This is a genomic window from Pseudomonas azotoformans (assembly GCF_900103345.1).
GTDB lineage: Bacteria > Pseudomonadota > Gammaproteobacteria > Pseudomonadales > Pseudomonadaceae > Aquipseudomonas > Aquipseudomonas azotoformans.
This window is the reverse complement of the sequence record NZ_LT629702.1, coordinates 6,093,308-6,111,623: the sequence shown is the minus strand read 5'-3', so window position 1 is coordinate 6,111,623 and position 18,316 is coordinate 6,093,308. Positions and strand designations below refer to the sequence as shown.

20 protein-coding genes are annotated in these 18,316 nt (G+C 60.3%); 8 read left to right on the top strand and 12 right to left on the bottom strand.

Annotated elements, in window-relative coordinates; genetic code table 11:
* Positions 1–165: 165 nt before the first annotated feature.
* Both BLR69_RS27695 and BLR69_RS27690 read right to left on the bottom strand, forming a co-directional pair.
* A complete protein-coding gene (locus BLR69_RS27695; protein ID WP_071492645.1) occupies positions 166–1,272 on the bottom strand; it encodes an NADH:flavin oxidoreductase/NADH oxidase in 1,107 nt (368 codons plus the stop codon).
* 228 nt (positions 1,273–1,500) lie between these two features.
* Positions 1,501–3,402: a potassium transporter Kup gene (locus BLR69_RS27690; RefSeq protein WP_071492646.1), complete on the bottom strand. Its 1,902-nt coding sequence runs from the start codon at positions 3,400–3,402 to the stop codon at positions 1,501–1,503.
* A 594-nt stretch (positions 3,403–3,996) separates the two neighbouring features.
* Here BLR69_RS27690 and rimO point away from each other — a divergent pair.
* From rimO to tsaA, 5 genes are all read left to right on the top strand, one after another.
* On the top strand, positions 3,997–5,337 hold the full coding sequence (gene rimO / locus BLR69_RS27685) for a 30S ribosomal protein S12 methylthiotransferase RimO (protein WP_003231334.1): 1,341 nt from the start codon (positions 3,997–3,999) through the stop codon (positions 5,335–5,337).
* Positions 5,338–5,442: 105 nt separating this feature from the next.
* Positions 5,443–5,916, top strand: coding sequence for a GNAT family N-acetyltransferase (locus tag BLR69_RS27680; protein WP_071492647.1), 474 nt, complete (start codon positions 5,443–5,445; stop codon positions 5,914–5,916).
* Between the two features lie 71 nt (positions 5,917–5,987).
* Positions 5,988–6,698, top strand: coding sequence for an rRNA pseudouridine synthase (locus tag BLR69_RS27675; protein ID WP_071492648.1), 711 nt, complete (start codon positions 5,988–5,990; stop codon positions 6,696–6,698).
* A gap of 67 nt (positions 6,699–6,765) precedes the next feature.
* Positions 6,766–7,227, top strand: coding sequence for a YehS family protein (locus BLR69_RS27670; protein WP_010212675.1), 462 nt, complete (start codon positions 6,766–6,768; stop codon positions 7,225–7,227).
* A 3-nt stretch (positions 7,228–7,230) separates the two neighbouring features.
* Positions 7,231–7,926: a tRNA (N6-threonylcarbamoyladenosine(37)-N6)-methyltransferase TrmO gene (gene tsaA, locus BLR69_RS27665; protein WP_071492649.1), complete on the top strand. Its 696-nt coding sequence runs from the start codon at positions 7,231–7,233 to the stop codon at positions 7,924–7,926.
* 146 nt (positions 7,927–8,072) lie between these two features.
* Here tsaA and fpr read toward each other — a convergent pair whose 3' ends face one another.
* Positions 8,073–8,852 carry a ferredoxin-NADP reductase gene (gene fpr, locus BLR69_RS27660; RefSeq protein WP_003189055.1) on the bottom strand — a complete coding sequence of 260 codons (780 nt, stop codon included), beginning with the start codon at positions 8,850–8,852 and terminating at the stop codon, positions 8,073–8,075.
* Positions 8,853–8,975: 123 nt separating this feature from the next.
* Here fpr and BLR69_RS27655 point away from each other — a divergent pair, with 123 nt between their 5' ends.
* Complete coding sequence (locus BLR69_RS27655) at positions 8,976–9,902, top strand: LysR family transcriptional regulator (RefSeq protein ID WP_071492650.1); 927 nt, start codon at positions 8,976–8,978, stop codon at positions 9,900–9,902.
* A gap of 3 nt (positions 9,903–9,905) precedes the next feature.
* On the opposite strand, the gene BLR69_RS27650 is transcribed toward BLR69_RS27655, so the two are convergent.
* The 3 genes from BLR69_RS27650 to BLR69_RS27640 all read right to left on the bottom strand — a co-directional run bounded on the left by BLR69_RS27650 (position 9,906) and on the right by BLR69_RS27640 (position 11,852).
* The gene (locus tag BLR69_RS27650) at positions 9,906–10,274 is read right to left on the bottom strand and encodes a diacylglycerol kinase (RefSeq protein ID WP_172832168.1); all 369 of its coding nucleotides are present in this window, start codon (positions 10,272–10,274) and stop codon (positions 9,906–9,908) included.
* A 69-nt stretch (positions 10,275–10,343) separates the two neighbouring features.
* Positions 10,344–10,994, bottom strand: coding sequence for a response regulator transcription factor ErdR (gene erdR, locus BLR69_RS27645; RefSeq protein ID WP_003189050.1), 651 nt, complete (start codon positions 10,992–10,994; stop codon positions 10,344–10,346).
* A 138-nt stretch (positions 10,995–11,132) separates the two neighbouring features.
* A complete protein-coding gene (locus BLR69_RS27640) occupies positions 11,133–11,852 on the bottom strand; it encodes a tRNA-uridine aminocarboxypropyltransferase (protein WP_071492651.1) in 720 nt (239 codons plus the stop codon).
* 179 nt (positions 11,853–12,031) lie between these two features.
* On the opposite strand from BLR69_RS27640, the gene BLR69_RS27635 reads away from it, so the two are divergent.
* A complete protein-coding gene (locus BLR69_RS27635; protein WP_058423758.1) occupies positions 12,032–12,472 on the top strand; it encodes a PA3611 family quorum-sensing-regulated virulence factor in 441 nt (146 codons plus the stop codon).
* A 290-nt stretch (positions 12,473–12,762) separates the two neighbouring features.
* On the top strand, positions 12,763–13,875 hold the full coding sequence (locus tag BLR69_RS27630; protein WP_071492652.1) for an LOG family protein: 1,113 nt from the start codon (positions 12,763–12,765) through the stop codon (positions 13,873–13,875).
* A 167-nt stretch (positions 13,876–14,042) separates the two neighbouring features.
* Here BLR69_RS27630 and recX read toward each other — a convergent pair whose 3' ends face one another.
* From recX to BLR69_RS27600, 6 genes are all read right to left on the bottom strand, one after another.
* Positions 14,043–14,510 carry a recombination regulator RecX gene (gene recX / locus BLR69_RS27625; protein ID WP_012722522.1) on the bottom strand — a complete coding sequence of 156 codons (468 nt, stop codon included), beginning with the start codon at positions 14,508–14,510 and terminating at the stop codon, positions 14,043–14,045.
* Between the two features lie 8 nt (positions 14,511–14,518).
* A complete protein-coding gene (gene recA / locus BLR69_RS27620) occupies positions 14,519–15,577 on the bottom strand; it encodes a recombinase RecA (RefSeq protein WP_003189042.1) in 1,059 nt (352 codons plus the stop codon).
* A gap of 84 nt (positions 15,578–15,661) precedes the next feature.
* On the bottom strand, positions 15,662–16,162 hold the full coding sequence (locus BLR69_RS27615) for a CinA family protein (protein WP_071492653.1): 501 nt from the start codon (positions 16,160–16,162) through the stop codon (positions 15,662–15,664).
* Positions 16,163–16,243: 81 nt separating this feature from the next.
* Positions 16,244–16,705: a lysis system i-spanin subunit Rz gene (locus BLR69_RS27610; RefSeq protein ID WP_076955271.1), complete on the bottom strand. Its 462-nt coding sequence runs from the start codon at positions 16,703–16,705 to the stop codon at positions 16,244–16,246.
* Positions 16,693–17,250 carry a glycoside hydrolase family 19 protein gene (locus BLR69_RS27605; protein ID WP_071492656.1) on the bottom strand — a complete coding sequence of 186 codons (558 nt, stop codon included), beginning with the start codon at positions 17,248–17,250 and terminating at the stop codon, positions 16,693–16,695. Before BLR69_RS27605 ends, BLR69_RS27610 begins: the two co-directional genes overlap by 13 nt.
* A gap of 55 nt (positions 17,251–17,305) precedes the next feature.
* Positions 17,306–18,313: a contractile injection system protein, VgrG/Pvc8 family gene (locus BLR69_RS27600; protein ID WP_071492657.1), complete on the bottom strand. Its 1,008-nt coding sequence runs from the start codon at positions 18,311–18,313 to the stop codon at positions 17,306–17,308.
* Positions 18,314–18,316: the final 3 nt, after the last annotated feature.

Below are 18,316 nucleotides of genomic sequence, written 5' to 3'. Positions count from 1 at the left end.
TCAGGCTTACCCTAAGCGTAGAAACGATCTCGCCAAGCGTGCGATTTTTTTAGAGTAATCACTTAAATAATTACATCGGTAACAAATACCTACAGCGCGATCCCACGCGATGAACGCAAAAAAACCCACCGGATCAGGGTGGGTTTCGGCGGAGCGTGTCAGGGCTCAATCTCTCAAATCTGACTCATGGATGGGCTGGTCACGATGGGTTGCGCGCTGGTACTGCGCCGGCCAGATTGCCTTGCGCCCACCCAGGTCATCATCGGCGTGCAACGGCCAGTACGGGTCGCGCAACAGCTCACGGGCAAGGAAGATGATATCCGCCTGGCAGGTGCGCAGGATGTGCTCGGCCTGGGCCGGCTCGGTGATCATGCCTACGGTGCCGGTGGCGATGCCCGACTCCTTGCGCACGCGCTCGGCGAAGCGGGTCTGGTAGCCGGGGCCGGTGGGTATCTCGGCATTGGCGGCGGTGCCACCAGACGAAACGTCGATCAGGTCCACGCCCAGGTCTTTCAGGCGACGCGCCAGTTCCACGGTTTCATCCGGGTTCCAGCCGTCTTCCACCCAGTCGGTGGCCGATACCCGCACAAACAGCGGCAGTTCCTGGGGCCAGACCTCACGCACTGCCTGGGTCACCTCAAGCACCAGGCGGATGCGGTTTTCGAACGAACCACCGTACTGGTCCTGACGTTGGTTGCTGATCGGTGACAGGAATTGATGCAGCAGATAGCCATGGGCCGCGTGGATTTCCACCACTTCAAAACCGGCGGTCAGCGCACGCTTGGCCGCGGCGACAAAATCGGCGATCACTTGCTGGATCTGCCCTTCGTCCAACTGCCTGGGTTGGGTGTGCTGGGGGTCGAAGGCGATCGGTGACGGCCCCACCGGCAGCCAGCCGCCGTCCTCCGGCTTGACGCTGCCATGCTTGCCGATCCACGGCCGGTGGGTGCTGGCCTTGCGCCCGGCGTGAGCCAGTTGAATGCCGGCCACTGCGCCCTGGGCCGCAATGAAACGCGTGATGCGTTGCAGCGGTTCGATCTGGGCATCGTTCCACAGGCCAAGGTCCTGGGCGGTGATGCGGCCATCGGCGGTCACGGCGGTGGCTTCGGTGAAAATCAGCCCCGCGCCGCCGACGGCACGGCTGCCAAGGTGAACCAGGTGCCAGTCATTGGCCAGGCCGTCATCGCTTGAGTATTGGCACATCGGTGAGACCGCGATGCGGTTGAGCAGGGTCAATTGACGGAGCGTGTAGGGTTCGAGCAGCTGACTCATGGCGCACCTCTTCTGGTCTGGGCTTTTTGGGCACTTTTGTAGGAGCGAGCTTGCTCGCGAAGGTCTCAATGTCACCGCGTTCATCCAGGATTTACGCGTTATCGTTGAAGTTTTCGCGAGCAAGCTTGCTCCTACACAACGGTGCCTAGAGCCTAGTCGACAACGCTGGATTGCACAGGGTTCAGAAGGAAAAGCGGGAGCCGATTGCCGGCTCCCGTGTGGCTGCCGCTACATTTCGACCTGGGTGCCCAGCTCGATCACGCGGTTGACCGGCAGTTTGAAGAAGCGCAGGTTGCCGTTGGCGTTCTTCAACATAAAGGCGAACAACGCTTCGCGCCAACGGGCCATGCCCTTGATGCGCGAGGCGATCACGGTTTCGCGGCTGAGGAAGTAGGTGGTGCGCATCGGGCTGAAGTCCAGGTCATCGAGGTGACACAGTTTCAGCGCTTCAGGCACGTCCGGCTCATCGGTAAAACCAAAGTGCAGGATCACGCGGAAGAAGCCTTCGCCGTAGGAGTCCACCTCGAAGCGCCGTGCGGCCGGCACCCGGGGAATATCCTCGTAGACCACCGTCAACAGCACCACCTGCTCATGCAACACCTGGTTATGCAGCAGATTGTGCAACAGCGCGTGGGGCACGGCGTCCGGGCGCGCGGTGAGGAACACGGCGGTACCCTGCACGCGATGGGGCGGCTGCACGCGGATACTGCCGATAAAGATCGGCAGCGGCAGGCCGCCTTCGTCGAGGCGCTCCACCAGCAGTTGTTTGCCGCGCTTCCAGGTGGTCATCAGCACGAACAGCACAATCCCCGCCAGCACCGGGAAGGCGCCGCCCTGGATGATCTTCGGCACGTTGGCGGCAAAATACAGGCCGTCGACCAACAGGCAGCACACCAGGACCGGCACGGCCAGGATCGGTGGCCATTTCCACAGCAGCAGCATCACCGCCGACACCAGGATGGTGGTCATCAGCATGGTGCCGGTCACCGCCACGCCGTAGGCCGATGCCAGCGCGTTGGAGGATTCGAAGCCGAGCACCAGCAGAATCACGCCGACCATCAACGACCAGTTCACCGCGCCGATGTAGATCTGGCCCTGTTCGGCGCTGGAGGTGTGTTGGATATGCATACGCGGGATGTAACCCAGCTGGATCGCCTGGCGCGTCAACGAGAACGCACCGGAAATCACCGCCTGGGACGCGATCACCGTGGCCAGGGTGGACAACACTACCAACGGGATCAGCGCCCAGCTCGGGGCCAGCAGGTAGAACGGGTTGCGCGCGGCTTCCGGATCACCCAGCAGCATGGCGCCCTGACCGAAATAATTGAGCACCAGCGCCGGCAGCACCAGCATGAACCACGCCCGGGCAATAGGTTTGCGCCCGAAGTGGCCCATGTCGGCATACAGCGCTTCGGCGCCGGTCAGTGCCAGCACCACCGCGCCGAGGATGGCTACGCCAATGCCGGGGTGAGCCTCGAAGAAGCGTATGGCCCACATCGGGTTCATGGCACTGAGTACTTCAGGGTGCAGGGTGATGCCATACACTCCCAATCCGCCGAGCACCAGAAACCAGGTCACCATCACCGGCCCGAACAGCTTGCCGATATGATCGGTGCCGTGCTTCTGGATCAGGAACAGCGCCACCAGCACCACCAGGGCGATGGGCACGACCCATTTCTCCAGGCCATCGAACGCCAGTTCCAGGCCCTCCACCGCGGACAATACGGAAATCGCCGGGGTGATCATGCTGTCGCCATAGAACAGCGCCGCGCCACACAGGCCGCACACCACGAGGAAACTGCGCAGCTTCTTGCGCTCCCCCGCCGCCCGCCGTGCCAGAGCCGTAAGGGCCATGATGCCGCCCTCGCCCTGGTTATCGGCACGCAGCACGAACAGCATGTACTTGATCGAGACCACCCAGATCAACGACCAGAAGATCAGCGCCAGGATCCCCAGCACGCCATCATGGTTGACCTGAACCCCATAACCGCCGTTGAACACCTCTTTGAGGGTGTACAGCGGGCTGGTCCCGATATCGCCGTAAACCACCCCGACCGCTGCCACCAGCATGCCAATCGGCTTGGCGTTTGACTGCTCGGCACCTGCTGCCTGACTACTCGCGTGACCCATCAACCACTCCTGCCCTTTGACCTGCGGTCTTTTATTAACAACGCGTCTAAGCTGACCCTAGCATGCGCCGTTTTACTTCTCGTAACAGACGTTTTGTTGACCTTAGGGTTTTACCTACGCACAACGGCGCGAAGCATAGCGCAGCACTCGTCGCATTTCGCTGTTCAAGTGATTTGGGCGTGGTTTTGTGCAACCGGTCATAGGTAACAGGGCATTTTGGATAAATGTAGTAAAGGTTAAAAAACAATCCGTGGCGAGCGGGCTTGCCCCGCGTTGGGTTGCGAAGCAGCCCAAAAAAACTGGGAGCGCTACGCACTCCAACGCGGGGCAAGCCCGCTCACCACAGCAAGCCCGCGCGCCACAGGGTATTTATCGCCTGTTCTACCTAAAGACCTTGGAAGGGTTGGGACTAAGAATGTGATAACGGCGGCTTGAATAGCGCAAAGAAGCACTCGTCGCATTTCCCTGCATAAAGCTGGTCAAGTGCGCTGCCCGTCGCTAGAATTGCGCACTTTTTGATCAGAGGCGCACCAAGCGCCCGTCCGCAGCCCTGTCGTGCCCGACGGGCGGCGTCATTCAATACCGAGGTTAGACATGTCCACCACCATCGCAAAAGCCAACCCCAAGGTTGGCTTTGTTTCCCTGGGTTGCCCGAAGGCTCTGGTCGACTCCGAGCGCATCCTCACGCAACTGCGTATGGAAGGCTATGACGTTGTGTCCACCTACCAGGACGCTGACGTGGTGGTGGTCAACACCTGCGGCTTCATCGACTCGGCCAAGGCGGAGTCCCTGGAAGTGATCGGCGAAGCCATCAAGGAAAACGGCAAGGTCATCGTGACCGGCTGCATGGGCGTGGAAGAAGGCAATATCCGCAACGTGCACCCGAGCGTGCTGGCCGTGACCGGCCCGCAGCAGTACGAACAGGTGGTCAACGCCGTGCACGAGGTGGTGCCACCGCGCCAGGACCACAACCCGCTGATCGACCTGGTGCCGCCGCAAGGCATCAAGCTGACCCCGCGCCACTACGCGTACCTGAAGATTTCCGAAGGCTGCAACCACAGCTGCAGCTTCTGCATCATCCCGTCGATGCGCGGCAAGTTGGTCAGCCGTCCGGTCGGTGACGTACTCGACGAAGCCCAACGCCTGGTCAAGTCCGGCGTCAAAGAGCTGCTGGTGATCTCCCAGGACACCAGCGCCTACGGCGTCGACGTGAAATACCGCACCGGTTTCTGGAACGGCGCACCGGTGAAGACCCGCATGACCGAACTCTGCGAAGCCTTGAGCAGCCTGGGTGTGTGGGTGCGCCTGCACTACGTTTACCCGTACCCGCACGTGGACGAACTGATCCCGCTGATGGCCGCCGGCAAGATCCTGCCGTACCTGGACATCCCGTTCCAGCACGCCAGCCCGAAAGTGCTCAAGGCCATGAAACGCCCGGCTTTCGAAGACAAGACCCTGGCGCGCATCAAGAACTGGCGCGAGATCTGCCCGGAGCTGATCATCCGCTCGACCTTCATCGTCGGCTTCCCCGGCGAAACCGAAGAAGACTTCCAGTACCTGCTGGACTGGCTGACCGAAGCCCAACTGGACCGCGTCGGCTGCTTCCAGTATTCGCCGGTGGAAGGCGCCCCCGCCAACCTGCTGGACCTGGCCGTAGTGCCGGACGACGTCAAGCAGGACCGTTGGGAGCGTTTCATGGCGCACCAGCAGGCCATCAGCTCGGCGCGCCTGCAACTGCGTATCGGCAAGGAGATCGAAGTGCTGATCGACGAAGTCGACGAGCAAGGCGCAGTCGGCCGTTGCTTCTTCGATGCGCCGGAGATCGACGGCAACGTGTTTATCGACGATGCCAGCGGTTTGAAACCAGGCGACAAGGTCTGGTGCACCGTGACCGATGCCGATGAATACGACCTATGGGCTGAAAAGCGCGACTGATCGGTGTAAAAAAATCAAAAAGCCCTGCTTCTGGACAAGATGCGGGGCTTTTTTAGGTCTATCGTTTTGCCCATCAGCGCCGATCATCGGCAAGAGGCAGCGGGCATGCGTCAGCATTCGGTTATCCACACACCTAAAACCAGCGACTACACCGAATTGGCGCGGATTTGGGAAGCTTCGGTGCGTGCCACCCATGACTTTCTGCCAGACACTTACATCGAGTTGTTGAAAAACCTGGTGCTGTCCCGCTACCTGGATGCCGTGATGCTGATCTGCACCAAGGACTCCCGCCAACGCATCACCGGGTTTGCAGGGGTAGCGGCCGGCAAGGTCGAGATGCTGTTTATCGACCCGCAGCACCGGGGTGGTGGCCTGGGCCGGCAATTGCTGCGGTATGCAATCGAGCACTTGAACGCCGAAGCGCTGGACGTCAACGAACAAAATCACCAGGCGCTGGGCTTCTACTTCAAACAAGGTTTCGAGGTGATCGGACGCACGGAGCATGATGGGCTCGGCCAGCCTTATCCGTTACTGCATATGCGTTTGCGCCAGATACAACAACATACCCGCCAAGGCTAAATGAAATGGAGCCGGGATTAACCGCGCCCACACAGGTACAATAGCCGCCCCCTTTTGTTACGGCCCTTGTCATGACTGACCCCATACGCCTCTCCAAACGCCTTATCGAACTGGTCGGTTGCTCCCGTCGGGAGGCTGAACTGTTCATCGAAGGCGGCTGGGTCTCGGTGGACGGTGAAGTGATCGACGAACCGCAGTTCAAGGTCACCACCCAGAAGGTCGAGCTGGACCCGGATGCCAAGGCCACCGCGCCCGAGCCGGTGACCATCCTGCTGCACGCCCCCGCCGGCGTAGACGCGGAAACAGCCATGGCGTCGATCAGCGCCGAAACACTCTCCGAAGAACACCGCTTCGGCAAGCGCCCGCTCAAGGGACACTTCCTGCGCCTGACCGCCAGCGCCGACCTGCAAGCCAAGGCCAGCGGCCTGCTGGTGTTCACCCAGGACTGGAAGATCCTGCGCAAGTTGACTGCCGATGCGGCCAAGATCGAGCAGGAATACGTGGTGGAGGTCGAAGGCGACATGGTTGCCCACGGCCTCAACCGCCTGAACCACGGCCTGACCTACAAAGGCAAGGAGCTGCCGGCCGTCAAAGCCAGTTGGCAGAACGAAAACCGCCTGCGTTTCGCGATGAAAAACCCGCAGCCGGGCGTGATCGCACTGTTCTGCGAAGCGGTTGGCCTGAAAGTCATCGCCATTCGCCGTATCCGCATCGGTGGCGTGTCCATCGGCAAAGTGCCGGTCGGCCAGTGGCGTTACCTGTCCGGCAAAGAGAAGTTCTAAGCCGCCGCCCTTTTTCCGACACCGCCTGACTGGCGGTGTCCTCAGTTGAATACCAGGATTGCCCACCATGATTCACAACGACGTACTGCGCAGCGTGCGCTACATGCTCGACATCAGCGACAACAAGATGGTCGAGATCATCAAGCTCGGCGGCATGGACGTGACCAAGGACGACCTGCTCACCTACCTCAAGAAAGACGAGGAAGAAGGCTTCGTGTTCTGCCCGGATGAAGTCATGGCCCACTTCCTCGATGGCCTGGTGATCTTCAAGCGCGGCAAGGACGAAAGCCGTCCACCGCAACCGATCGAGACGCCGGTGACCAACAACATCATCCTCAAGAAACTGCGTGTGGCCTTTGAGCTGAAGGAAGACGACATGCATGCCATCCTCAAGGCCGCCGAGTTCCCGGTGTCCAAGCCGGAACTGAGCGCGCTGTTCCGCAAGTTCGGCCACACCAACTACCGTCCGTGCGGCGACCAGTTGCTGCGTAATTTCCTCAAGGGGCTGACCCTGCGGGTTCGTGCGTAAGCCATGAGTTACCACGTCTCGCCCGTCGGCTTCGTGCGCTCCTGTTTCAAGGAGAAGTTCGCCATCCCGCGCCAACCGCAGTTGGCGCCCGCCGCGCGCGGCGTGCTGGAGTTGGTGGCGCCGTTCGACGGGGGGGAAGCGGTACAGGGCCTGGAGCAGGTCAGTCATGTGTGGCTGCTGTTTCTGTTCCACCAGGCCCTGGAAGACAAGCCGCGCCTGAAAGTGCGCCCGCCGCGCCTGGGCGGCAACACATCCATGGGCGTGTTTGCCACCCGTGCGACCCATCGCCCCAACGGCATCGGCCAGTCGGTGGTCAAGCTGGACAAGGTGGAACCGGGGCGCCTGTGGATTTCCGGGATCGACTTGCTGGATGGCACGCCGATCCTGGATATCAAGCCGTATGTGCCGTATGCCGACATTGTCGACACGGCCACCAACAGCATCGCCAGCGCAGCGCCGCAACTGATCCCCGTGCAGTGGCTGAAGACTGCGCTGCAACAGGCACAAGAGCATGCTCAGCGCCTTGGCGAGCCTCTGGTTGAACTGATTGATCAGTGCCTGGCGCAGGATCCACGGCCGGCGTATCAGGTGCCGGGGCCGGAACGCGAATACGGGGCGCAGTTCTGGGATGTGGATGTGCGTTGGCACTATCCCGAGTCAGGGGTGATTTGTGTGTTGGAAGTGCTACCGGCTGGATAAACCGAAAACCCAATGTGGGAGGGGGCTTGCCCCCGATAACAGTGTGTCAGCTACAGATGTATCAACTGACACGCACTCATCGGGGGCAAGCCCCCTCCCACATTTGGATCTTCTGTGTGGCCCAGTCAGCATATGGCCCGGCTATCTTACTTCTCGACGAACGCGCGCTCGATCAGGTAATCACCCGGCTCACGCATGCGTGGCGAAACCTTCAGGCCGAAGCTGTTCAGCACTTCGCTGGTTTCATCCAACATGCTTGGGCTGCCGCACAGCATGGCGCGGTCGTCCTCGGGGTTGATCGGTGGCAGGCCGATGTCGCTGAACAGCTTGCCGCTGCGCATCAGGTCGGTCAGGCGGCCTTCGTTTTCGAACGGCTCGCGGGTCACGGTCGGATAGTAGATCAGCTTGTCACGCAGAGCCTCGCCGAAGAATTCGTTCTGCGGCAGGTGCTCGGTGATGAATTCGCGGTAGGCGACCTCGTTGACGTAACGCACGCCGTGGCACAGGATCACCTTTTCGAAACGCTCGTAGGTTTCCGGGTCCTGGATCACACTCATGAACGGAGCAAGGCCCGTACCGGTGCTGAGCAGGTAAAGGTGTTTGCCCGGCTTCAAATCGTCAAGCACCAGGGTGCCTGTCGGCTTTTTGCTGATGATGATCTCGTCGCCTTCCTTCAAATGCTGCAATTGGGAAGTCAGCGGGCCATCCGGCACCTTGATGCTGAAGAACTCCAGATGCTCTTCCCAGTTCGGGCTGGCAATGGAGTAAGCGCGCATGAGCGGGCGGCCGTTGGGCTGTTGCAGGCCGATCATCACGAACTGACCGTTCTCGAAGCGCAGGCCCGGATCGCGGGTGCACTTGAAGCTGAACAGAGTGTCGTTCCAGTGATGAACACTGAGGACACGCTCGTGGTTCATGTTGCTCATGTACGGGGGACTCCTGGGAATGGGTCTGCGCCAAATGTAGTTGCGCAATTGCACAGCATTCTAATGGCGGAGACAATATCTGTTAACTGAATTATTAAGATAAGGGTTATCGGTTATATCGATATGCGATTTACTCTCCGTCAACTGCAAGTCTTCGTCGCCGTCGCCCAGCAGGAAAGCGTCTCCCGCGCTGCTGGCCTTCTGGCCTTATCTCAATCCGCCGCCAGCACCTCCATCACCGAGCTGGAGCGTCAATCCAGCTGCCAGTTATTCGACCGTGCGGGCAAACGCCTGAGCCTCAACGCGCTCGGCCACCAGCTATTACCCCAGGCGGTAGCGCTGCTGGACCAGGCCAAGGAGATCGAAGACCTGCTCAACGGCAAATCCGGCTTCGGCTCCCTGGCGGTCGGCGCCACTCTCACCATCGGCAACTACCTGGCCACTCTGCTGATCGGCAGCTTCATGCAGCAGCACCCCGAGAGCCAGGTGAAACTGCATGTGCAGAACACTGCCCATATCGTGCACCAGGTGGCGCACTACGAAATTGACCTGGGTCTAATCGAAGGCGACTGCAGCCACCCGGATATCGAGGTGCAAACCTGGGTGGAAGACGAACTGGTGGTGTTTTGCGCACCGCAGCATCACCTGGCCAAGCGTGGCGTGGCGAGCATGGATGAGTTGACCCACGAGGCCTGGATCCTGCGAGAGCAAGGCTCGGGCACACGCTTGACCTTCGACCAAGCCATGCGCCATCACCGTAGCGCGCTGAATATCCGCCTCGAGCTGGAACACACTGAGGCGATCAAGCGCGCGGTGGAATCGGGACTGGGGATTGGCTGCATTTCGCGCCTGGCGCTGCGCGACGCGTTCCGCCGCGGCAGCCTGGTGCCGGTGGAAACCCCGGACCTGGACCTGGCTCGGCAGTTCTACTTCATCTGGCATAAACAGAAGTACCAGACCTCGGCGATGCGCGAGTTCCTCGAACTGTGCCGCGCCTTCACCGCCGGGGTTCAGCGCAGCGACGAGATCGTACTGCCGAACATTGCCTGAGGCTTAGATCAGGATCACGGCCCACACCAGGGTGATCATGGTCAGCGCCACGAATTGTGCGGCGCTGCCCATGTCCTTGGCGTTTTTCGACAGCGGGTGGCGGTCCAGGGAGATGCGGTCGATCGCCGCCTCCACTGCCGAGTTAAGCAACTCGACGATCAGCGCCAGCAGGCATACAGCGATCAACAGGGCTCGTTCGACCCGGCTGACATTCAGGAAGAAGCTTACCGGGATCAGGATCACGTTGAGCAACACCAACTGACGGAACGCCGCCTCGCCGGTGAACGCCGCGCGCAGGCCATCTAGGGAATATCCCCCAGCATTGAAGATACGTTTGATACCGGTTTGACCCTTGAAAGGCGACATAGATATAGGCAACTGAACCAAAGGAGTGGGGAAACTAGATCACGCAAAGTCAAAAAAGCGTGAATCGGTAACAGCTTAGTGCTGCGAAATTGACTCAAGTTGTTGCAAGAGCAGCGCCGCCTGGGTGCGTGTGCGTACGCCCAGCTTGCGGAAGATCGCCGTCACATGGGCCTTGATCGTCGCTTCCGACACACTCAATTCGTAGGCAATCTGCTTGTTCAACAGGCCTTCGCAGACCATGGTGAGCACCCGGAACTGCTGGGGCGTCAAGCTGGCAAGGCCATCACGAGCGGCCTTGGCTTCGTCAGACACGTTGATTTCTTCAAATGCCTGCGGCGGCCAGGACACATCACCATCGAGCACGGTGCGCACGGCTTTCTGGATATCTTCCATCGCGCTGGACTTGGGAATGAAACCGCTGGCGCCGAACTCCTTGGAGCGCACGACCACGTCGGCCTCTTCCTGGGCCGAGACCATCACCACAGGGATCTGCGGGTATTGGCCGCGCAACAGCACCAACCCGGAAAAACCGTAGGCGCCCGGCATGTTCAGGTCGAGCAGCACCAGGTCCCAGTCGGACTTTTCGGTGAGGCGGGCTTCCAACTCGGCAATGCTGGCCACTTCGACCAGGCGCACGTCCGGGCCAAGGCCCAGGGTCACGGCCTGGTGCAGCGCACTGCGAAACAGCGGGTGGTCATCGGCTATCAGGATTTCGTATGTGGCCATTGATTAAATGATCCTGTTTTTAGGGGTGCCCTGATCGGCGCCCAGCATGCCCAGCGTAGTCTGGAGGGTCAAGCGCTACGCCCGTGGGCATTTTAGCGGGTTGCAGGTGCGTGGTGCCATCATGCAAACGTCGTCTGGTTATGCCGTCGGAATATAGGGCGCAAGGCGCGTATGCACAGTGTCCGTCGGATCCAGCGGCATCTGGAACTTGGCGGCCAGGTAATGGGTGCTGAATACATCCAGGTAAGCGTCCAGGACTTCGCTGGCGACTGCATCATCGGCCAGTTCCAGGCACAGAGCAGCGACTTCGGCGGTGCAGAAGTGGTCGTCGCGCTTGGAACGGCGCAGTTTGTAGCGCGACAGCTGTTCCGGCGCCAGGCTGAGCACCGGCAAATGTTCCAGGTAGGGGCTTTTGCGGAACATCTTGCGCGCTTCACTCCAAGTGCCATCCAGCAGGATGAACAGCGGGCGCTTGCCCTCCTCCACCTTCACTTCACTCACAACGCGCTCGGGCACGACGAATTCGCCGGGGAACACAATGTAGGGCTGCCACTGCGGATCGGCCAGCAAGGTGAGGAGTTCAGGGTCGACCTCAGTGCGCGACCAGGCGAATGCAGTGGTGTCCTTGATGACGTCGGCGATCAACCAACCGGTGTTGCTGGGCTTCATCGGCTCAACGTCGTGCATCAGCAGGCACATGGCGGAGCGCGCTTCGACCTGGGGTCGCCAGGCGCATAGGCAGTATTCGGGGATGACCCGGCAGCCGGGGCAACGCTCGGCACGCGAGCCACGATTGAGGAACGGCCGCACGGCACGTGCCAGGCGCTGGGTGCGCAGGCGGGAAACGGCGTGGCTCATCGGCTGTGCCGTTGGGACGGGTAAATCGACACGGTGAAAACTCGTGGAAGGCGAAAGTGGCTGCAGTTTACCAGCGATACGCCTGGCTGTAGTGGCAACGGCTCACCTATAATTGCGCGCCACTGAACGCACAGCGCAGTGGCTGGTCTATGCACCAGTAACCGAATCAGGAGAGTTTCATGCTGCGTTCCATGCTGCGTTTTGTCGCCCCATCCGTCGCCCTCGCGCTGGTATTGCCCGTGTGCGCCCAGGCGGCCTCGCTGCTGGAGGCCCAAATGAACCGCAAGCTGCAAAGCGTCGCGGCCGAAAGCAACAAGGACCTGCCCCGGGAAATCGACGAAAAGACCCTGGAAGTGGCCTACACCGTGGAAGGCATGCAACTGATCGATCACCTGAGTGTCCTGCCTGACCGCGCCGAACAGATGCGCGCCAACCCCAAGGCAGTGTATTTCCAGCTGGGCCAGAGCGTGTGTCTGAACAAGGGCTACCGCGAACTGATGGCCAAGGGCGCAGTGATGCGCTACGAAATCACCGAGAACAAGACCAACCGTCCTGTGGCCTCGGTGAAGTTCATCGAAGCGGATTGCCCGGCACCGGCGGCGGCAAAAAAGAAAAAGTAACAACGTGACCTTCGCGCGCTGCCGCCCGGTGGCGCGCACTCCCCCGCTTCAACATCCTGCCAACAGCTAAACTCCCTGACGAGTGACCAATAAGCGGTTGCCAGCCAAGGGTTTTGCGGCCCATGATCAAGTCATCCCGACCATTCACTCACAGCACTTTTCATGCTGTTCTGTAACATTTTCAGGGCAAAAGAAGGTTGCCCCCTGCGGCAAGCAACGACACATGCAGTGTCGTCGCCTCCGGCGAACGGCTCGTCGGCCACCCGGGCCCTGCAATAAGGAGAAGTTGAATGCCTTACGAACCGAATGACCGCCTGCTTCGGCACTTTGAAGAAAACGGTGCTGACCTTACGCAGCAGGTCGACGCCCAACTCCAGCTGATCGCTCCCAACAGCCCGAATATTCCCCTGTATCGCGACATGATCCTCACCGTGCTGCGCATGGCCCAGGACGACCGCAATCGCTGGAACGCCAAGATCACCCTGCAAGCCATCCGTGAACTGGACAATGCCTTCCGCGTGCTCGAACAGTTCAAGGGCCGCCGCAAAGTAACGGTATTCGGCTCAGCGCGCACTCCGGTGGAAAGCCCGCTGTACGCCCTGGCCCGCGAAGTCGGCGCAGCGCTGGCACGTTCTGACCTGATGGTGATCACCGGCGGCGGCGGCGGCATCATGGCGGCCGCCCACGAAGGCGCGGGCCTGGAACACAGCCTGGGGTTCAATATCACCCTGCCGTTTGAACAGCACGCCAACCCGACTATCGATGGCACCGATAACCTGCTGTCCTTCCACTTTTTCTTTACCCGCAAGCTGTTCTTCGTCAAGGAGGCAGATGCGCTGGTGCTGTGCCCAGGCGGTTTCGGCACCCTGGATGAAGCGCTGGAAGTGCTGACCCTGATCCAGACCGGCAAGAGCCCACTGGTGCCAGTGGTGTTACTGGACGCACCAGGCGGCGGGTTCTGGCAAGGCGCCCTGGATTTTATCCGCAACCAGCTTGAAGCCAATCGCTACATCCTGCCTACCGATCTCAAGCTGATACGCCTGGTGTACAGCGCCGAAGAGGCAGTGGAAGAGATCAACCAGTTTTATGCCAACTTCCACTCCACCCGTTGGTTGAAGCGTGAGTTTGTAGTGCGCATGCATCACCCGCTCAGCGATGGGGCATTGGCCCACTTGCAGAGCGAATTTGCCAGCCTGCGTTTGAGTGGGGAGTTCCAGCAACTGGCTTACACCGGCGAAGAGCACGATGAACCGCGTTTCAGTCATTTGACGCGGCTGGTGTTCAACTTCAATGGCCGCGATCAGGGCCGGCTGCGGGAGTTGGTGGATTACATCAACTTGCCGGAGAACTGGGCGCAGGCTCAGGGGAAGGTGCAGCAGCGGGTAGCGCCGGAGCCGGCGTGATTTTTTGAAGGCAAAAAAAAGACCCACTATTTTCATAGTGGGTCTTTTGGGTGGTGTTTCAGGTAGTGCTTCAGATGGAGCGGAGGGGAGGCATTTGGGGCTGCTTCGCAGCCCAACGCGGGGCAAGCCCGCTCACCACAACAAGCCTGCTCACCACAGCAACATGTTTAGTCGTCCATATCCCGACCGCTCAACAAGCGACTGATCATCTCCATCGAAAACCCGCGATAACTCAGGAAACGACCTTGCTTCGCACGCTCCCTGGCATCAATCGGAAGATGGCCAGAGAACTTGCGTCGCCAGGTGTCTTCCAACTGCGCCTGCCAACTGATGCCACACTCACGTAGGGCAAGGTCGATATCAGCTCGCTGCAGGCCACGCTGGCTCAGCTCTTCGCGAATACGCGCCGGGCCGTAGCCTGATCGGGCTCGATAGGAGACAAAACTTTCAAGGTAACGGGATTCGGAAAGCAGCCCCTCTTCCGTCAAGCGATCGAGGGCGGTTTCGATCATCTCGGGCTCCGCGCCGCGCTGACGCAGTTTACGCGTCAGCTCGACTCGACCATGCTCGCGGCGAGCGAGCAGGTCCATTGCGGTGCGCCGAACGGCGACGAGTGTATCCAGTACAACAGTCATCGTTTGCTTCAGATGTCAGTGTCAGCTTCTTCCACTTCTTCAACCGGCTCGCGGTTGGCGGCAGCTTTCACGTCTGGCGCTGCGGTCAGCAGCTTGTCGCGGATCTGCTTCTCCAACGTGGCGGCGATGTCCGGGTTATCCGCCAGGAACTTGGCCGAGTTGGCCTTGCCTTGGCCGATCTTGCTGCCGTTGTAGGCATACCATGCACCGGATTTCTCGACGAAACCGTGCAGTACGCCCAAGTCGATCATCTCGCCGTTCAGGTAGATACCCTTGCCGTAGAGAATCTGGAACTCGGCCTGACGGAAAGGCGGGGCCACTTTGTTCTTCACGACTTTGACGCGGGTTTCGCTACCAACAACCTCATCACCTTCTTTCACCGCGCCGGTACGGCGGATATCCAGACGGACCGAAGCGTAGAACTTCAGCGCGTTACCACCGGTGGTGGTTTCCGGGCTGCCGAACATCACGCCGATCTTCATACGGATCTGGTTGATGAAGATCACCAGGCAGTTGGCGTTCTTGATGTTACCGGTGATTTTACGCAGCGCCTGGGACATCAGACGAGCTTGCAGGCCCACGTGCATGTCACCCATCTCGCCTTCGATTTCAGCCTTGGGTACCAGGGCTGCGACGGAGTCGACCACGATCACGTCGATGGCGTTGGAGCGCACCAGCATGTCGGTGATTTCCAGGGCCTGCTCACCGGTGTCCGGCTGGGAGACCAGCAGGTCGTCGACGTTGACGCCCAGCTTGCCGGCGTATTCAGGGTCCAGGGCGTGCTCGGCATCGACGAACGCGCAGGTGGCGCCCATTTTCTGTGCCTGGGCAATCACCGACAGGGTCAGGGTGGTTTTACCGGAAGATTCAGGACCGTAGATTTCAACGATACGGCCTTTTGGCAGGCCGCCAATGCCGAGTGCGATGTCCAGACCCAGAGAGCCAGTGGAAATAGCCGGGATCGCCTGACGGTCGTGATCGCCCATACGCATTACGGCACCCTTGCCGAATTGACGTTCGATCTGACCCAGGGCCGCAGCCAAGGCTTTCTTCTTGTTGTCGTCCATTAAAGTCCTCACGTAATCAATAAGGCCTGGTCGGCCAACACCTGTATAAGTAGACAGTATTGTTCCACAAAGATCGGAGATCGCCTACCCCTGATTTTCTATTTCTGCTGCAGCTCGTCGCAACAAGCCCTCTAGCGCGGCCTTTACCGTTTGTCGGCGGACCTCGTCGCGGTTGCCAGTGAAGTGCTCAAGCTCGGCCGTGACCTCTTCCCCCACGCCAAACGCCAGCCATACCGTGCCGACCGGTTTATCCGGCGAACCGCCGTCTGGCCCCGCTACACCGCTAACCGCAACAGCAAACCGCGCCAGGCTTTTTTCCTGGGCCCCACGGACCATTGCCTCGACTACTTCCTGGCTGACCGCCCCGACTTTTGCAAACAAGGCTTCAGGCACGTTCAATTGCCGGGTCTTCTGCCGATTGGAATAGGTGACATACCCCGCCTCGAACCAGGCCGAGCTCCCCGGAATCCGTGTGATGGCCTCCGCGATACCGCCACCGGTGCACGACTCGGCCGTGGTGACGTGGGCATTGAGCACCTGCAGGCGGCGACCCAGTTCGGCAGCCAGTTGAGTGATTTCCTTCACGGTCGTCTCCAGTCGTGGGCGGGGGTTCGCCTACCCTACAGGAGCCAATCGCGCGCGCAAGTGACGGACTGTCTCAAGACGCTAACGGGCGACGGCGCGTACATACGCCTGGCAGGCGCGCAAGGCAATCAGGGCGCTGTCACCGTCGTCGGTGATGCGGATAATTCGCTGAGCATGCGCTGGGTCAAGTCGGGCTCGCGGGGCTGCATGAACCACGCTGCCGGCGGCGGTGGCGGCTGGCATTGGACAGCCACTGGAAGCGTCGAGAAGGACTGACAGCCGCACATCAGCAGTGGCAATGCGGTCACGCAAAGCTGCTTGAGTACGCTGGGCATCGCTCAACTCCCGGGCATGTTGTTGGTCGCTGGCGCTGAGCTGTTGCTCAAGGGCCAGCCGCTTGTCTTGTTCGGCCTGCTGTTGCTGCTGGGCTGCCCGGGTCTGTGTCGCCGACAGACGTTCAATCTGCGCCCCGTATCGCCACGCCTGCACCTGCCAGACAACAGTCACCAGCACGCATACGCAAAGCACACCTAGGAAACGCATAGCACCGCCTTCGCCCGCGCCCACAGTTGCAAACGGTCCTCCAGGCCATTGAGCCCGCCGTTGATACGCCGGGTGATGGTGGTGAACTGATCCTTGTCGGCGAGTTCATTCAAGCCATTGCTTTGCCAGAACCAGGCGGCGGATTCACAGGCCCATTGTGGTTGCTCCAGCAGCTCGGATTGTTGCAGCAGGCGATCGTCGCCGAACAGGGCCTGGCTGCAGGCCAGGTAGTTGCGGCGACCGGTGATCTGGATCAGACCCCGGCCCCGGTACTTCTGGCCGTCGCCGTCCGCTTCGGGGGTGTTGCCCAGGCGCGCGGCCAACGTACCGGTGTCGTACTTGCTCAAATAAGCATCACTGCCCAATTCGCGCACGTAGCGCAGTTGGCCGGACTCGTGGCCAACTTGGGCGAGGAAGGCGGCAATGCGTTGTGGCGTGTTGATTTGACGGTGGAGCATGGCGCAGTTCAGCGCAGAAATGAAAACTCCCGCCTTGATGCGGGAGCTCGGTAGGATTTTCACGAGTTGTTGCTCAGACAGGACCATGTTGCCTCCACATCAGAAACCTCAAACGAAGCATGAAGGGTGTCAATGCCGTGGTTTATTCCGCGGGGGACAAACCGCTCGCGCTGATCGTGCAGCGATAGCTGTCTTTGCGCTTGCCACTGGCGGTCACGGTATTTATCGACCAACGCCCCTGCATGAAGCCTGGCCATGACTCATCCAGCAGCAACAAGCCTTCAGCAGCGAATGCGGGGTTTCCAGGGCAAATCACCTCGATCTTCAGCCCTTCACGTCTCACACGGCGCATCTCACCTTCAGCAGCGGAACGGGCTTCGGCTTCGTTCTGGTAACGCTGCGTGACCTCTTTAAAGGGCTCGATACCCACCTGCACCACGTTTTTCTTACCGGCCGCCGCATCCCACCAGGAAGCTTGTGCGCCGTCATATTTGGCGCGACTGCCCTCGGACATCTTGGCGCTGATAAACGCGTGCTCACCCGGGCGATTGTCACGCGTCAGCGACAGCCGCACATCCGGCAGGGTCTTGCCCGACAACGACGTGAGCTGGCCTTTTCGGCCCAGCACATAAAACTCGTCGACCGGCTTGGCCACGGCATCGAAACGTCTGGCCAAACGTGTCAGCAACGCCATGTCGCTTTCGTTGGTCTGGTCAATGTGCGGAATCTGCTTGCCTTCAAGCTCAGGCGCCACCCGTGGTGAATAACCGTAGCGCGCCGTCAATTGACGGAACAACGCGCCCAGGGTGATTGGCCCGTGACTGGCGGTGCGACGTTGCTTGAACCCATCCACGTCAAACGGTGCCGCCGTGGCCTCCAATGCCAGGCGCATCGGAAACAGTGACGGTGTGCGCTTGGTGATCTTGAACGTACCCTTGTCCACCAGGCCGGTTTCCAGATACCCCACGCGCAGACCAATTTTCCCGCCCAGGTCGGGCAAGCCCTCAAGGCCCTCGATATCGAGGGTCAACTTGAGATGGTCTGAGACAAGACCGGCCGTATCGCTATGTTCCCACTCCAACAGGCGTTCGTTGAGCAGCGCGGCATTGGCCCCGTAGATTTCCACCACTGGCGTATATCCAAGTGTCATGGT

Coding starts and splice junctions, on each gene's coding strand:
- BLR69_RS27695 (WP_071492645.1), bottom strand. CDS start 1,272: ATGAGTCAGCTGCTCGAACCCTACACGCTCCGTCAATTGACCCTGCTC.
- BLR69_RS27690 (WP_071492646.1), bottom strand. CDS start 3,402: ATGGGTCACGCGAGTAGTCAGGCAGCAGGTGCCGAGCAGTCAAACGCC.
- rimO (WP_003231334.1), top strand. CDS start 3,997: ATGTCCACCACCATCGCAAAAGCCAACCCCAAGGTTGGCTTTGTTTCC.
- BLR69_RS27680 (WP_071492647.1), top strand. CDS start 5,443: ATGCGTCAGCATTCGGTTATCCACACACCTAAAACCAGCGACTACACC.
- BLR69_RS27675 (WP_071492648.1), top strand. CDS start 5,988: ATGACTGACCCCATACGCCTCTCCAAACGCCTTATCGAACTGGTCGGT.
- BLR69_RS27670 (WP_010212675.1), top strand. CDS start 6,766: ATGATTCACAACGACGTACTGCGCAGCGTGCGCTACATGCTCGACATC.
- tsaA (WP_071492649.1), top strand. CDS start 7,231: ATGAGTTACCACGTCTCGCCCGTCGGCTTCGTGCGCTCCTGTTTCAAG.
- fpr (WP_003189055.1), bottom strand. CDS start 8,852: ATGAGCAACATGAACCACGAGCGTGTCCTCAGTGTTCATCACTGGAAC.
- BLR69_RS27655 (WP_071492650.1), top strand. CDS start 8,976: ATGCGATTTACTCTCCGTCAACTGCAAGTCTTCGTCGCCGTCGCCCAG.
- erdR (WP_003189050.1), bottom strand. CDS start 10,994: ATGGCCACATACGAAATCCTGATAGCCGATGACCACCCGCTGTTTCGC.
- BLR69_RS27640 (WP_071492651.1), bottom strand. CDS start 11,852: ATGAGCCACGCCGTTTCCCGCCTGCGCACCCAGCGCCTGGCACGTGCC.
- BLR69_RS27635 (WP_058423758.1), top strand. CDS start 12,032: ATGCTGCGTTCCATGCTGCGTTTTGTCGCCCCATCCGTCGCCCTCGCG.
- BLR69_RS27630 (WP_071492652.1), top strand. CDS start 12,763: ATGCCTTACGAACCGAATGACCGCCTGCTTCGGCACTTTGAAGAAAAC.
- recX (WP_012722522.1), bottom strand. CDS start 14,510: ATGACTGTTGTACTGGATACACTCGTCGCCGTTCGGCGCACCGCAATG.
- recA (WP_003189042.1), bottom strand. CDS start 15,577: ATGGACGACAACAAGAAGAAAGCCTTGGCTGCGGCCCTGGGTCAGATC.
- BLR69_RS27610 (WP_076955271.1), bottom strand. CDS start 16,705: ATGCGTTTCCTAGGTGTGCTTTGCGTATGCGTGCTGGTGACTGTTGTC.
- BLR69_RS27605 (WP_071492656.1), bottom strand. CDS start 17,250: ATGGTCCTGTCTGAGCAACAACTCGTGAAAATCCTACCGAGCTCCCGC.
- BLR69_RS27600 (WP_071492657.1), bottom strand. CDS start 18,313: ATGACACTTGGATATACGCCAGTGGTGGAAATCTACGGGGCCAATGCC.